The sequence below is a fragment of the Pseudomonas sp. FeS53a genome, from assembly GCF_000931385.1.
Classification (GTDB): domain Bacteria; phylum Pseudomonadota; class Gammaproteobacteria; order Pseudomonadales; family Pseudomonadaceae; genus Metapseudomonas; species Metapseudomonas otitidis.
The window spans coordinates 1-14126 of the sequence record NZ_JYFT01000035.1 but is presented as its reverse complement, the minus strand read 5'-3'; the positions used below and the strand labels follow the sequence as shown (position 1 = coordinate 14126).

Here is a 14126-nt window from a genome sequence, read left to right as displayed (position 1 = left end):
TACGGGTGCTTCGGTGTTGCGTGGGGATCGGGTTGGGGTGATCCGCCTGTGGTGTTCGGTGTTGCGGTGGATGTGAAGAGCGACATCCACCCTACGGGTGCTTCGGTGTTGCGTGGGGGCGGGCGTAGGGTGGATCGCGCTCTATCGATCCACCGCCTGGGCTCACTGGGCCCAGGTCGGTTTGCGCTTCTGCACGAAGGCCAGGGTCCCCTCGGTGCCTTCGGTGCCGGTGACGGCTTCGGCGAACCAGGCGGCGGCGTCGTCCAGCAGCGGGCCCAGCTCGCGTTCCTCGGTGGCCAGCAGCAGCGCCTTGGTACGGGCGTTGGCGCCGGGGGCGCAGCGGCGCACCTGGTCGAGGGTGTCGGCCAGGCGCTGGTCCAGGGCCGCTGCGTCGGCCTCGGCGCTGTGCACCAGGCCCAGGCGCAGGGCCTCGCGGCCGTCGAAGCGGGCGGCGGTGAGGGCCAGGCGGCGGGCCTGGGTGAGGCCGATGCGCTTGACCACGAAGGGCGCGATCTGTGCCGGGAGGATGCCGAGGCTGGTCTCCGGCAGGCCGAACTGGGCGCTTTCGGCGGCCAGGGCGATGTCGGACACGCAGGCCAGGCCGAAGCCGCCACCGAGCACCGCGCCTTCCAGCACGGCGATCACCACCTGCGGCTGGGCCTGGGCCTCTTCCAGCAGGCGGCCGAAGGCGCGGTTCAGGCGCTGGTAGGCCTCACCGCCGGTGGCGCGGGCGCTGGCCATGTCCTTGATGTCGCCGCCGGCGCAGAAGTGCCCGCCGGCCCCGCGCAGCACCAAGGCACGCACCTCGGGCGCCTGGCGCGCGGCGGCGAGCACCGCGCGCAGCTCTTCCACCATGGCCAGGCTCATGGCGTTGCGGCTCTCCGGGCGGTTGAGGGTGATGTGCAGCACGCCGTCAGCGGGCTCCAGCAGCAGGGTCTCGGTGTTCGGCAGTTCCATGGTCACCCCCGTCTCAGTCTTTCTTCTTGCCCGGCAGGATGCCCATCAGCTTGCAGATGATGCCGAGCATGATCTCGTCGGCACCGCCGCCGATGGACACCAGGCGGGTGTCGCGGTAGGCGCGGGAAATGTGGTTGTCCCACATGAAGCCCATGCCGCCCCAGTACTGCAGGCAGGCATCGGTGACCTCGCGGCCCAGGCGCCCGGCCTTGAGCTTGGCCATGGAGGCGAGGCGGGTGACGTCCTTGCCCTTCACGTACATTTCGGTGGCCTGGTAGACCAGGGCGCGCAGGCATTCCACCTCGGTCATCAGCTCGGCCATGCGGAAGTGGATGACCTGGTTGTCGATCAGCGCGTTGCCGAAGGTCTTGCGTTCCTTGCAGTAGTCGATGGTGGCGTCGATGCAGTGCTCCAGGCCCTTGATCATGTTGGCGGCGCCGAACAGGCGCTCTTCCTGGAACTGCAGCATCTGCATCATGAAGCCGGCGCCTTCGTGGCCGATGCGGTTGCGCTGCGGCACGCGGACGTTGTCGAAGAACACCTGGGCGGTCTCGGAGCTGCGCATGCCGAGCTTGTCCAGGTGCGGGCTGAGGGTGATGCCGGGGGTGTTCATCGGCACCATGATCAGCGACTTGTTGACGTGGGGCTTGTCGTCGGAGGTGTTGGCCAGCAGGCAGATGAAGTCGGCGGACGGGGAGTTGGTGATCCACATCTTGCTGCCGTTGATCACGTAGTCGTCGCCGTCCTTGCGAGCGGTGGTCTTGAGCCCGGCGACGTCGGAGCCGGCACCCACCTCGGAGACGCCGATGCAGCCGACCATCTCGCCGGCGATGGCCGGGCGGAGGAACTCTTCGCGCAGCTCGTCGGAGCCGAAGCGCGCCAGGGCCGGGGTGCACATGTCGGTCTGCACGCCGATGGACATGGGGATGCCGCCGCAATGGATGGTGCCGAACTCTTCGGCGGCGACGATGGAGTAGCTGTAGTCCAGGCCCATGCCGCCGAATTTCTCCGGCTTGGAGATGCCCAGCAGGCCCAGCTCGCCGGCCTTCTTGAAGATGTCGTGGATGGGGAAGCGGCCGTCCTTCTCCCACTGGTCGACGTGGGGGTTGATCTCCTTGTCGACGAAGTTGCGGACGGTACGGCGGAGTTCTTCGTGTTCCTGGGTGAAGATCATTGTTGTTGTTCTCCGTGAGTAAGCCGTTGGGGGTGCGCCAGGCGCACCGTGAGGGTTCTCAGAAGCGAGCCACGCCGAAGCGGTTGGTCTTCAGGGGCCGGGCCTCGGCCTCGGCGCAGATGTCCAGCAGGTAGCCCAGCAGCTTGCGGCTGTCGCGGGGGTCGATCAGGCCGTCGTCCCACAGGCTGGCGGTGCCGTAGAGCGCGGTGGACTGGCTGTCGAGCTTCTGCGCGGTCATCTGTTCCAGCATGTCGAGCATCTTCGGGTCGGCCTCCTTGCCCTCCTTGGCGTGTTTCTCCTCGGTGACGATGCGCAGCACCTTGCCGGCCTGGGCGCCGCCCATCACGGCGGTGCGGCTGTTGGGCCAGGCGAAGATGAAGCGCGGGTCCAGCCCACGGCCGCACATGGCGTAGTTGCCGGCGCCGTAGGAGCCGCCCACCACCAGGGTGAGCTTGGGCACGCTGGCGTTGGCCACGGCCTGGATCATCTTCGAGCCGTGCTTGATCACCCCCAGCTGCTCCGACTCGGTGCCCACCATGAAGCCGGTGGTGTTGTGCAGGAACAGCAGCGGGGTGTTGCTCTGCTCGCAGAGCTGGATGAACTGCGCGGCCTTGGCGGCGCCGCGCGGGGTGATCGGGCCGTTGTTGCCGATCAGCCCGCAGGGGCGGCCCTCGATGCGCAGGTGGCCGCAGACGGTCTGGCTGTCGAACTCGTTCTTGAAGTCGAGGAATTCGGAACCGTCGGCGATGCGGGCGATGATCTCGCGCACGTCGTAGGGCTTCTTCGGGTCCGCCGGCACCACGCCCAGCAGCTCGTCGGTGCTGTACAGCGGCTCGCGCCAGGTGGGCTTCGCCGGGGCCGGCAACTGGGCGTTCCAGGGCAGCATGGCGAGCACCTCGCGGGCGATGCGCAGGGCGTCGGCGTCGTTCTCGGCCAGGTATTCGGCGGTGCCGGCCACCTGGGCGTGCATCTCGGCGCCACCGAGTTCTTCGTCGGTGGCCACTTCGCCGGTGGCGGCCTTGAGCAGGGGCGGACCGGCGAGGAACATCTTGGCCTTGCCGCGCACCACGATGACGTAGTCCGACAGGCCCGGCTGGTAGGCCCCGCCGGCGGTGCTGGAGCCGTGCACCACGGTGACCTGGGGAATGCCCATGGCGGAGATGCGCGCCTGGTTGGCAAAGCCGCGCGCGCCTTCGACGAAGATCTCCGCCGCGTAGTTGAGGTTGGCGCCGCCGCTCTCGGTGAGGGCCACCATGGGCAGCTTGTTCTCCACGGCGATCTGCTGCAGGCGCAGGGTCTTCTTCAGGCCGGTGGGGGAGATGGTGCCGCCCTTGATGGCGCTGTTGCTGGCGCTGATCAGGCAGCGCACCCCGGCGATGTAGCCGATGCCGGCGATGATGCCGCCGCCGGCCTGGGTGCCGTCCTTGTCGTCGTGCAGCTTGTAGCCGGCCAGGGAGCACAGCTCCAGGAAGGGGCTGCCCGGGTCCAGCAGGAGGTTGAGGCGTTCGCGGGGCAGCAGCTGGCCGCGCTTCTCGAACTTGGGCTTGGCGTCCTGTGCCTTGTCCAGCACCTTCTGCTCCACCTCGCGGAAGCTCGCCACCGCGGCCAGCATGGCCTCGCGGTTGCGGGCGAAGTCGTCGCCGTGGACGTCGAGTTCGGATTGGATCACGGCCATGGCTTACTCCTCGTCCTTGAACACGGCGGGCAGATAGGCCCGGTGGAATCCGTTGTAGGACTCGCTGGCGCGGGCCTTGCCCAGGGTCCAGGCGCGGGTGCCCTGGCTGGCGGCGCCGTCGATGCGGATGGTGTTGCCGCTGATGAAATGGGCGCCGGGGGAAAGCAGGAAGACGATGGCGGACGCCACCTCGGACTCGGTGCCGATGCGCTGCAGCGGGACGTGGTCCTTGAGGGAACGGATCATCGCCTTCATCGACTCGGGGTAGGTGTCCATGCCGCTGGAGGCGATCCAGCCCGGCGCCACGGCGTTGACCCGCACCCCGGCGTGGCCCCATTCGTAGGCGGCGGTCTTGGTGAAGTTCTCCATGCCGGCGCGGGCGGCGCCGGAGTGACCCATGCCGGGCATGCCGCCCCACATGTCGGCGAGCATGTTGACGATGCTGCCGCCGGTCTTGCTCATGCTCTGCAGGAAGACCTCCTTGGCCACCAGGAAGCCGCCCACCAGGTTGGTGCGCACCACGGTCTCGAAGCCCTTCTGGTTGATGCCGATGAGCGGCGCGGGGAACTGGCCGCCGGCGTTGTTGACCAGGTGGTGGATGGGGCCGCGCTCGGCCACCACGGCCTTGACCATGGCCTTGACCGCTTCTTCGTCGCGGATGTCGCAGGCCTGCCAGCTGGCGCTGCCGCCGTCTTCGATGATCTCGCCGGCGGTGGCTTCGAGTTTTTCCGCCTTGCGCCCCACCAGCACCACGTGGGCGCCCAGGTGGGCCAGTTCGTGGGCCACGCAGCGGCCGATGCCGCTGCCGCCGCCGGTAACCAGGATGGTCTGGCCGGCGAACAGGCCGGGCCGGAATACGGAGTCGTAGCTCATTGTTGTTGTCGTCCTCGTCGCGCTACAGGGTCTCGGCCAGTGCGCGCGGCACCGGTACGGGGAATTCAAGCAGTTGCTGGGCGAAGGCCTTGCCCTGCGGGTCGATGCGCAGGCTGGCGACGCCGCCGCCGCCCAGGGCGTTCTCCAGCAGGAAGTTCAGGCTGTGGGTGCCGGGCAGGTACCAGCGCTGGACGCGGCCGGTCTGCGGGTCGAGCACGTGGGCCATCCAGTCCACCACGGCCTCGGGCGTCAGCGCCTCGGCGATCCACGGCAGGAACTCGGGCCGGCGCGCCATGACGCCGATGTTGCTGTGGTTGCCCTTGTCGCCGGAGCGGGCCACGGCGAGCCTGATCAGCGGCACGCTGGCGTCGGCCTCGCCGACCGGGCGTGGCGGGTGCAGGTCTTCGGCCAGGGCCGTCGGGTCGGCGCTGCCGGCTTCGGGCAGGGCCACCGGGTGGCGCTCGCCGTCCAGCTCCACCTCCAGGCTGCAGGCGCTCTTGTCCACCAGGAAGGAGAACAGGCGGATCACCGGGTACACCGTGGGGCGGCCGCCGACGATGCCGGTCAGGCCGGGGGCCATGCCGGTGGCGGCCTGGGCGATCTCGCGGGAGAAGAGGATCAGCGCCTCCTTCTTGCTGTGGCGCACGGCGAGCTTGATCACCACTTCGCGGCTGTCCTGCCGTTGGCCGTGGGGCCCGTAGGTGGCCTCGCTGCCGAGCAGTTCGATGTTCACCTCGCGGTAGGGGCCCCAGCCCCGTGCGGCGAAGATTTCCTCGGTCTTGGCGATGATGGCGCGGCTCACCCGCTCGGCCTTCTTCACCGCGTCGATGCCGGCGATCAGGCAGCTGGCGGTGCAGCGGAAACCGTCGGGGTAGGTGGCGCTGACCTTGTAGCGGTCGGTGGGCGCCAGGCCCCGGGCGCCGGAGACGCGCACGCGGTCGGTGCCGGCGGCCTCCAGGCGCACCTGGGTGAAGTCGCAGATCACGTCGGGCAGCAGGTAGGCGCGCGGGTCGCCGATCTCGTAGAGCATCTGCTCGCCGACGGTGAAGGGCGTCACCAGGCCGCCGGAACCGTCCGGCTTGGTCACGCAGAACTGGCCGTCGGCCTCCACTTCGACGATGGGGAAGCCGATGTGCTCGTAGTCCGGCACCTGTTCCCAGTCGGTGAAGTTGCCGCCGGTGCACTGGGCGCCGCATTCGATGATGTGGCCGGCGAGGGCGGCCTGGGCCAGGCGGTCGTGGTCGTCCCAGCGCCATTTGAATTCATAGACCAGGGCGGCGCTGACCACGGCGCTGTCCACCACCCGGCCGGTGATGACGATGTCGGCACCGGCTTCCAGCGCCGCGACGATGCCGGGGGCGCCCAGGTAGGCGTTGACGGAGACGCACATGGGCGGCAGCGGGGCGTCGGTGAACATCTCGCGGACGCCGGCCTTGGCCAGCTCGCCCAGGCGTGGCTGCAGGTTGTCGCCGTGCAGTACGGCGATCTTCAGCGCCACGCCGGCTTTCTCGCAGGCCGCGGAAAGCGCAGCGGCGCAGGCCACCGGGTTGACTCCGCCGGCGTTACTGATCACGCGGATGCGCTTGTCGGCGATCTGCGGCAGCAGCGGTGCCAGCACCTCGACGAAGTCGGTGGCATAGCCTTCGTCCGGCTTCTTCATGCGTGCCCCGGCGAGGATCGACATGGTGATCTCCGCCAGGTAGTCGAACACCAGGTAGTCCAAGTGCGCGCCGTTCACCAACTGGGCGGCGGCGGTGGAGGTGTCGCCCCAGAATGCGGAGGCGCAACCGATGCGTACGGCTCTGGTCATTGTTGTGGCCCGTATCACTCGAGAAGGTGGGGTGACATTACCAAGCAAGCGCTTGGTTGAAAAGTGGAGGGTGGCAGTTTTTTGCCCAAGCGCTTGCTTGGGCGCCGGGCGGGGAATAGATTTCGCGAATCAAGACAGAGACTTGCGCTCCATTCTTAAGTTGGATGGGCAAGCGCCGTGCGAACGAGGTAGTGGCGAGCGATGAGCCTGGACAACCCAAAAGCCCAAGACGTGATGCGTGAACTGGTGGAAAGCGGGCAGATCACCGACCCGGAGAGCCCCCGCGGCAAATTGCTGCAGACCGCCGCCCACCTGTTCCGCAGCAAGGGCTACGAGCGCACCACCGTGCGCGACCTGGCCAGTGCCGTGGGCATCCAGTCGGGCAGCATCTTTCACCACTTCAAGAGCAAGGACGAGATCCTCCGCTCGGTGATGGAGGAGACCATCCTCTACAACACCGCGCTGATGAAGGCCGCCCTGGCCGAGGCCGACAGCCTGCGCGAGCGGGTGCTGGCGCTGATCCGCTGCGAACTGCAGTCGATCATGGGCGGCACCGGCGAGGCCATGGCCGTGCTGGTGTACGAGTGGCGTTCGCTCTCGGAGGAGGGGCAGCGCTACATCCTCGAACTGCGCGATGCCTATGAGCAGTTCTGGCTGGAGGTGCTGGGCGAGGCCCGTGCCCAGGGCTACGTCCAGGGCGACCCGTTCATCCTGCGGCGCTTCCTCACCGGCGCGCTGTCCTGGACCACCACCTGGTTCCGCCCCGAGGGCCCCATGAGCCTCGATCAGCTCTGCGAAGAGGCTCTGGCGCTGGTGCTCAAGGACGGCTGAGCCGGCATGAACTAGTCTTCCCCGGGAGCCGTTCCACCTCTTTCTCCGGGGCCAAGATGTCGGGTGTCTGGTCTATCACGTCACGGTTGTTCCTGCTGTCGCTCTGCCTCCTGGCAGGGAGCGCCTGGGCCGCGCTGCCCCGCGAGATTCTCATCGGCGCCTACAACTTCCCGCCCTACATGGTGCACCCCGAGCGGGATACCGGCAGCGGCCTGACGGTGGAGCTGGTGGCGCTGTTCAACCAGGTGCAGAAGCGCTTCCACTTCAGCATCGTGCCCACCTCTTCTGCGCGCCGTTACCGCGACCTGCAGACCGGCCGCTACGACCTCATCCTCTTCGAGGACCCCCACTGGGGCTGGGAGGGCGCGCGCTACACCCTCATCGACATGGGCATCGACGATGCCGAGGTCTACGTGGCCCGCGCCGAGCCCGAACGGGGCGAGGACTATTTCGACACCCTGCTCGGCAAGCGCCTGGTGCTCTATGCCGGCTATCACTACGGCTTCGCCGGCTACGACGCCGATCCGCTCATGCTGCAGAAACGCTTCCAGGCCACGCTCACCTATTCCCACGACAGCAACCTGCTCATGGTTTTGCATGATCGTGCCGATATAGCCGTTGTCACCCGGTCCTACCTCGGGCAGATGCTCCAGCGGGACCCCGAACTGCGCGGCAAACTGCTTGTTTCCCGTCGGTTCGATCAGGAATACCATCTCAACGCCATGCTCAGACCCAACGCCCCCATCGAGCCCCAGGACTTCGAGGGGCTGTTGCAGCGGTTGCAGGCGGATGAGTCTTACCAACGGCTGCTGGAGCGATACCAGCTGCCGTTCAAGAAGAACGACCGAGATTAAGAACGGCGCATACGGGGAAAACATGGCTTTTGCACGCGTTCGGCGGAAGGACGGCCGACAACGGATTGGGGGACGCAAGGGACTGCTGGCCGCTCTGGCCCTGTTCGCTTCGCTGGAGCCGGCGCTCGCCGCCGAGGTGGTCAAGGTGGGCGGCGCCCACTTCCCGCCCTATGTGATCAAGCCGGAATCGGAAGCGGCCACCGGCCTGCTGCCCGAACTGCTGGAGGCCCTCAACCAGGCCCAGGCGGACTACCGTTTCGTCATGCTGCCCACGGCCATCCCGCGGCGCTTCCGCGATTTCCAGAGCGGGCGCATCGACATGGCGGTGTTCGAGAACCCCGGCTGGGGCTGGCAGGACATCGAGGCGGCGCGTATCGACATGGGCCTGGAGGACGCCGAAGTCTTCGTCGCCCACAAGCGCGACAGCCGTGGCCAGGACTACTTCCGCAGCCTGGATGGCAAGCGCCTGGCCCTCTACAGCGGCTACCACTACGGCTTCGCCGGGTTCGACGCCGACCCGGAATACCTCATGCGCGAATTCAACGCGATGCTGACCTACTCCCACGACAGCAACCTGCTGATGGTGCTGCGAGACCGCGCCGACATCGCCCTGGTGACGCGCTCGTACCTGGGCATGTACCTGGAGCGCAACCCGGACGTGGCGGGGCAGTTCCTCGTCTCCGACCGGGTCGACCAGTACTACCGCCACTACGCCCTGTTGCGGCCGGGGGCGCCCATCACCCCCGAGCGCTTCGCGCGCCTGCTGGAGACGCTGCGGGCCGATGGCAGCCTGGAGCGCATCTTCGGCCGCTACCGCATCCGCGTCAGCCCAGCTTCAGTGGATAACTCAGCAGCAGGACGTGGCAGAGATTGACCCCCAGGTGCAGGGCCACCGCCGGCCCCAGCCGACCCGAGAAGTGGAACGCCAGGCCGTAGCCCAGGCCCGCCACCGTCGCCACCACGGCGAACAGCGTGCTGAAGGGCAGGTGCACCGCACCGAACAGCAGCGTCGCCAGCAGCAGCCCCGCCCAGGGGCCCAGGCGCGCCGCCAGGGAGCGCTGCAGCAGCGCGCGGAACACCAGCTCCTCCGCCAGCACCGTCACCAGCAGGTTCACCGCCAGCCATAGCGCCAGGTGTTCCGGCCACTTCGGCACCCAGCCCACCAGCCCCAGGGCCAGCGCCAGTACCGGCACGGCCACCAGCGTCGCCAGCATCACCGCCAGGGTCGCGCTCCGGCGCGCCGTCGGCACCGGGTCCGGGCGGCCCAGCCACCAGGCCAGCAGGCTCATGCCCACCAGCGCCTTGTCCCAGTTCACCCGCAGGGCGTAGGGCGGCGCGTCCGGGCTCCAGGGTGTCGGCTCGGTCAGGGAGAGGTAGGCGAAGCCCGGCACCAGGTGCGCGGCCAGGGCCACGCTGGCCAGCAGCGTCACCGGCAGCCACAGCCAGTTGGGCAGGCGTTTCGCCGCCAGCACCCAGCCGGCATAGGCCACGCCGAGCGCCAGGCCGAGCGGGCTGATGTGGCCGGTGGCATGGCCCAGGGCCAGGGTGAGCAGGGGAAGCAGGATTTGTAGATGGATAGGCATGGCACCTCCTGAGAAATCAGGTGGCGCACTTTAAGGCCATCTCGCCATCAGGTGTTGGCGGATGTGCGGGAAACCGGCCCGTGGCCGGCTTCCGTGCCGGCTCTCAGCGGTCTTCCGCGTCCTTGGCGTCGGCTTCCGCGTTGCGCTGGCGGATGCGCGCCAGTTGCTCCTCGGTCAGCGGAACCTTCTTCGCGGTGTCACGCAGCATCATCAGGCCGCCGACGATGGAGCCAAGGGCCAACGCCAGGATCAGCCAGGCATACCAGGGCATGTCGATCTCCTTTTCAAATAGGGCATGTGGGGTTGGATGCTACGGCGCGCATGCCGTTCCGTCATTCGTTGCATCAGGCCTGCTCCCGCAGCCACGCCAGCAGCGCGGCCGGCAGGCTGCCGGGCGGTGGCGGGGCCTCGCTCAGCAGGCAGTAGCGCGAGCCATCGGCCACGAACCCCAGCGGCGCCACCAGCGCGCCGCTCGCCAGGTCGTCGCGCACCAGGTGCCACGGGCCGATGGCCACCCCCAGCCCGGCCACCGCCGCCTGCAGGCTGAAGTAGAAGTGCTCGAACACCTGCCCGCCCGGCAGGCCCGGAGCGCGACCGGCCGCCGCGCTCCAGTCCGCCCAGGCTGCTGGCCGGGTGCGGGTGTGCAGCCGGGGCGCATCCGGGCGCAGGTCGTCGGCCTCGAACCACTGGGTGGCCCGCTCCGGCCGGCACACCGGCCCCACCTGCTCCTCGAACAATGGCTCCACGTGCCAGTGCGGCGGGTGCGGGAAATCCTCGCGGCGGATCGCCAGGTCGATGCCGGCCTGGAAGGAGAAGGCCCCGCCGCCGGCCACCAGGTGGATCACCCAGTCCGGGTGGCGCGCCTGGAAGTCCGGCCAGCGCGGGATCAGCCAGCGCATCAGCAGCGTCGGCTCGCACGACACCACCCATTGCCGCTCCCGGCGTGTCTTGGCTCGCAAGCCCTGGGCAGCCTGTTGCATCAGCGCCAGCCCGTCGTGCACCGCGCGGGCCAGGGTGCGGCCGTCCTCGGTGAGGAAGACACGGCGGTTGCGCCGTTCGAACAGCGCTACGCCGAGGTCGTCTTCCAGCAGCCGCACTGCCCGGCTCACCGCGCCATGGGTCAGGTGCAGCGCCTCCGCCGCGCGGGTGAAGTTCTCCAGGCGGGCTGCGGCCTCGAAGCAGCGCAGCGCCATCAGCGAGGGCAGGCGGGAGTCACTGGATGGTGAGCCAGGCTCACCGGAATGGTCAGAAAGCATCGTTGGTCAGGCCCCTGGCTGGCTTCCTATGATCGGCACCTCTATCGAACCGCCAGAGGATACGCCATGGCCGAACTGTTAGCCGTCATCACCATTACCCTGCTCGCGGTGATCAGCCCCGGGCCGGACTTCGCCCTCGTCTCACGCAACAGCCTGCTGCGCTCCCGCCGCGCCGGCGGCCTGACGGCGCTGGGCATCGGGCTGGGTGTGCTGGTGCATGTCAGCTACACCCTGGTGGGTGTCGGCGTGCTCATCCAGCAGTCGCTCTGGCTGTTCGATGCCATCCGCCTGGCCGGGGCCGCCTACCTGATCCTGCTGGGGGTGAAGATGCTGCGCAGCCAGCCCGCCGGCACCCAGGCCGAGGCGCCCGAAGCACCGCTGAGCGACGCAGCGGCCCTGCGCATGGGCTTCTTCACCAACGTGCTCAACCCCAAGACCACGGTCTTCATCGTCAGCCTGTTCCTGCAGGTGGTGCGCCCGGATACGCCCCTGGCGGTACAGGTGGGCTATGGCGCCTTCATCGCCAGCGCCCACGTCGCCTGGTTCGGCCTGGTGGCGCTGTGCTTCTCCTCCGGCGCCGTGCGCCAGCGCTTGCTGGCGGTGCGGCACTGGGTGGACCGCAGCTTCGGCGCGTTGCTGGTGGGCTTCGGTTGCTGGCTGGCGCTTTTTCGCAGGGGGTGAAGGTCGCCGCCAGTCCACAGCCAGCCACGGGGCTTTGCCACCTGCCGAACTCTTTTCAGTGGTGTGCGCCTGAGCGGGTGGTTTCTTCCTGAGGCGCTTTCATCAGTTTTGGACGATACGGTTGCGGCTGCTTGGCCTTGTACAGCGCTTGCCAGAGACGCCTTGCCGCAAAGGTGCTCCTGTGCTGTCTTGCCCGCCCGGTGAGGGCTGGGATAGGTTGCGAGCCTGTCCACAACGGGGCAACGCCATGCGCAAACCTTCAAGACACATGCACGACATGCCACACGCACCGGCACGGTTACCGCTCGGCTTGGTTCTGTTGCTGCTGTGCCTGCTCGTTGGCCTGGTCTGGAGCATCGTGCAGCAGCCTGCGCTGCTGTGGGTTGTGGCCGGCACGGCTGTGCTGGTGAAGTACTTGAGCTGGCGAGAGCAGCAACGTTTGGCGAGGCTGGCTGCGCAGCGCCAGGGGCAGTCCATATGCCAGTTCGCTCGCGCCTTCCCTCGGTGGCAGGTGGACACCTGGGTGATCCGCGCCGTGTACGAGTCTCTGCACGGTTATCTCGGTGGACGCTTGCCGATCCGTGCCGATGATCGCTTCGAGGAGGATCTGAACCTGGACGACGAGGATCTGGAATTCGAGCTGCTGGAGGATATGGCCCGACTAAGTGGCCGGTCTCTGGCGGGCGTTGAGAACAACCCCTTCTACGGCAAGGTTCTGCACGTGCGTGACCTGGTGCTGCTGCTTGATCATCAACCGCGCAGCCTCTCCTGAGTGCCTCACTAGGCGTGCAGCCTGACGACAGGCCCAGGTAAGCCCTCGCTGGTTCAGCGCGCAGGGCTGGCCACTCCTTGTCGTGCGGAGCGCCTGGGCCGCGCGCATCCTGGCACAGCTGGTGCTGTTCCCTGGGTCAGCCGAAGGCTTCCAGCCCCTCGCGCACCTCGTCCAGCGCCTGGCCGAGCAGGGCCTCCAGCGAGTGGCCGGGCAGGCCCGACTCCAGCAGCCCGAGCAGGCCACGCCGGGCTTCGGCGAAACGGTCCTGGTGGTAGTGCAGGCGGCCGAACCCGCCGGCCCGGTCGAAGAACAGGAAGTGCGCGCCTTCCAGCATGTCGTCGCCCATGAACCAGCCAAAGCCGATGAAACGCTGGTCCAGCGCCTGCAGCTGGGCCGCATCGAAGTGCGTGCCCGCGTCCAGCTCCGGACGGTCGCCACCCCAGAAGGCCCGCATCAGCGACACCAGCCCGGCGCCACTGCCCTGGTCTTCCAGCCAGTCCACCAGCTCGCCCGGGGCGGGCAGCCAGAAGCAGTGGTTGTCGTCCTGGGTGTTGTTCTTCAGGCTGCCGAAGTGGCGGTAGAAGGCCACCAGCTCCGCCGGCAGCGGTATCCCGGCCAGGGCCTGGAAGCGCTCGATGTCCGACGCCGGCGCGGGCCCGTCGCAGGCCAGCTCATCGTCTTCGCCGTGCAGTTCCTGGAAGGTCTGGTTGTACGCGTCGATGCCGTTTTGCAGGGTGTCCATGCTCAAATCCGCTCGGTGGGGGCAAAAGCAGCACCCTAGCCGAACGGCCACCGGTGCATACCGCACACGCGCACAGTTTCGACAACCGGGAGCGGGGCGCACCCGCTCCCGGTTCGGCTACCAATCGCCGAAGGGCATGTGCTTCCAGCTCGGCTCGTTGCCCAGTGCCGGCTCCTCGCGGCTGCAGAGGAACACCGGGAGGTCGCGCCGGGCGATCCAGATGTCCCCTTGCCACTTCACCACGCCGATCCGCTGGTTGGCCCAGCTCATGTACGCCCGGCGGGGCGCCGCGTTGGCGTCACGGTAGTGGTCATGCAGCGTCGGCACCACCTCCTCGCTGAGCCAGCGGCTCAGGCAGCGGTGCTCCGGGTGCTGGTAGCGGTACAGCAGGCGGTAGGCGCCGGCCTCGCTGAGGGCGATGACTTCCTCGCTGCCACCGCTGGCGTGCCGCAAGCGGACGGCGCGGCGCTGGTGCGGATCCACCAGGCGGGGCAGGCGGCCGGGCTTCAGCGCGCCGATCATCCGCGCGAAGTCCATGGCCACGAACCAGGGCTGGTTGTCGACCATGGCGGCACGGAGCTGGTGGTTGTGGCGTTGGAAAACGATGGGGGTATGTGCGTCGTGCATGGTGTTGCTCCTGTAAGTGATTTCAGGATCGCCACCCACGCTGTCAATCGAAGGGTGGCAAACCGCGCGGGGTTGACAGACCGGTTACAGGACCCGGCAGACCCGAGGGTCTCCCCGCGCGATCTGCCATGACGCAGTGCAGTCAGAAAACTGCATACGAACACGTGCCTGCAAAAAACGTCCGCCGTTTTTCGCATGCACCTGAAGCGCAATCGCGCCTGTAAGTTCGGGCTGTCAAACCCGGTCGCGGGATTGACCGCGACGCCGGGAGGATAGGGAGGTGGGGGAGGG

The 14126-nt window shown here is 68.1% G+C and carries 15 protein-coding genes; 5 read left to right on the top strand and 10 right to left on the bottom strand.

The annotated features are described in order from the left end of the window. Window positions 1-162: 162 nt before the first annotated feature. From atuE to SZ55_RS09760, 5 genes are read right to left on the bottom strand one after another with little or no spacing between them, the layout of a single operon-like run. Window positions 163-957 (bottom strand): isohexenylglutaconyl-CoA hydratase, encoded by a 795-nt coding sequence (gene atuE / locus SZ55_RS09780; protein WP_044405220.1) that lies wholly within the window; start codon window positions 955-957, stop codon window positions 163-165. A gap of 13 nt (window positions 958-970) precedes the next feature. Beyond that, window positions 971-2131, bottom strand: a complete 1161-nt coding sequence (gene atuD / locus SZ55_RS09775) for a citronellyl-CoA dehydrogenase (protein ID WP_044404901.1) — start codon at window positions 2129-2131, stop codon at window positions 971-973. A gap of 58 nt (window positions 2132-2189) precedes the next feature. Beyond that, window positions 2190-3806: a geranyl-CoA carboxylase subunit beta gene (atuC, locus tag SZ55_RS09770; protein ID WP_044404898.1), complete on the bottom strand. Its 1617-nt coding sequence runs from the start codon at window positions 3804-3806 to the stop codon at window positions 2190-2192. A 3-nt stretch (window positions 3807-3809) separates the two neighbouring features. Further along, window positions 3810-4679 (bottom strand): SDR family oxidoreductase, encoded by an 870-nt coding sequence (locus SZ55_RS09765; protein ID WP_044404895.1) that lies wholly within the window; start codon window positions 4677-4679, stop codon window positions 3810-3812. 22 nt (window positions 4680-4701) lie between these two features. Continuing rightward, window positions 4702-6489 carry an acyclic terpene utilization AtuA family protein gene (locus tag SZ55_RS09760; RefSeq protein ID WP_044404892.1) on the bottom strand — a complete coding sequence of 596 codons (1788 nt, stop codon included), beginning with the start codon at window positions 6487-6489 and terminating at the stop codon, window positions 4702-4704. Between the two features lie 207 nt (window positions 6490-6696). Between SZ55_RS09760 and SZ55_RS09755 the strand changes: the two genes are divergently transcribed. From SZ55_RS09755 to SZ55_RS09745, 3 genes are read left to right on the top strand one after another with little or no spacing between them, the layout of a single operon-like run. After that, window positions 6697-7320, top strand: coding sequence for a TetR/AcrR family transcriptional regulator (locus tag SZ55_RS09755; protein ID WP_044405217.1), 624 nt, complete (start codon window positions 6697-6699; stop codon window positions 7318-7320). Window positions 7321-7376: 56 nt separating this feature from the next. Further along, the gene (locus tag SZ55_RS09750; RefSeq protein WP_044404889.1) at window positions 7377-8174 is read left to right on the top strand and encodes a substrate-binding periplasmic protein; all 798 of its coding nucleotides are present in this window, start codon (window positions 7377-7379) and stop codon (window positions 8172-8174) included. A gap of 22 nt (window positions 8175-8196) precedes the next feature. Further along, a complete protein-coding gene (locus SZ55_RS09745) occupies window positions 8197-9048 on the top strand; it encodes a substrate-binding periplasmic protein (RefSeq protein ID WP_082078198.1) in 852 nt (283 codons plus the stop codon). Here the strand turns inward: SZ55_RS09745 and SZ55_RS09740 are convergent. The 3 genes from SZ55_RS09740 to SZ55_RS09735 all read right to left on the bottom strand — a co-directional run bounded on the left by SZ55_RS09740 (window position 8999) and on the right by SZ55_RS09735 (window position 11013). Then, window positions 8999-9757 carry a CPBP family intramembrane glutamic endopeptidase gene (locus SZ55_RS09740; RefSeq protein WP_044404886.1) on the bottom strand — a complete coding sequence of 253 codons (759 nt, stop codon included), beginning with the start codon at window positions 9755-9757 and terminating at the stop codon, window positions 8999-9001. The genes SZ55_RS09745 and SZ55_RS09740 overlap by 50 nt on opposite strands. Window positions 9758-9860: 103 nt before the next feature. Beyond that, on the bottom strand, window positions 9861-10028 hold the full coding sequence (locus tag SZ55_RS27355; protein ID WP_069561667.1) for a DUF2897 family protein: 168 nt from the start codon (window positions 10026-10028) through the stop codon (window positions 9861-9863). Window positions 10029-10101: 73 nt separating this feature from the next. Further along, window positions 10102-11013: a LysR family transcriptional regulator gene (locus SZ55_RS09735; RefSeq protein WP_044404883.1), complete on the bottom strand. Its 912-nt coding sequence runs from the start codon at window positions 11011-11013 to the stop codon at window positions 10102-10104. Window positions 11014-11079: 66 nt separating this feature from the next. Here SZ55_RS09735 and SZ55_RS09730 point away from each other — a divergent pair, with 66 nt between their 5' ends. Both SZ55_RS09730 and SZ55_RS09725 read left to right on the top strand, forming a co-directional pair. After that, complete coding sequence (locus SZ55_RS09730) at window positions 11080-11694, top strand: LysE family translocator (protein WP_044404880.1); 615 nt, start codon at window positions 11080-11082, stop codon at window positions 11692-11694. A gap of 247 nt (window positions 11695-11941) precedes the next feature. Beyond that, entirely contained in the window at window positions 11942-12466 is a 525-nt protein-coding gene (locus SZ55_RS09725) for a hypothetical protein (protein WP_044404877.1), read from the top strand. Window positions 12467-12602: 136 nt separating this feature from the next. Here the strand turns inward: SZ55_RS09725 and SZ55_RS09720 are convergent, their stop codons facing one another. Together SZ55_RS09720 and SZ55_RS09715 are read right to left on the bottom strand one after the other, a co-directional pair. Beyond that, a complete protein-coding gene (locus tag SZ55_RS09720) occupies window positions 12603-13208 on the bottom strand; it encodes a hypothetical protein (protein WP_044404874.1) in 606 nt (201 codons plus the stop codon). Between the two features lie 117 nt (window positions 13209-13325). Then, window positions 13326-13835 carry a BRO-N domain-containing protein gene (locus SZ55_RS09715; protein ID WP_044404871.1) on the bottom strand — a complete coding sequence of 170 codons (510 nt, stop codon included), beginning with the start codon at window positions 13833-13835 and terminating at the stop codon, window positions 13326-13328. Between the last annotated feature and the right edge of the window lie 291 nt (window positions 13836-14126).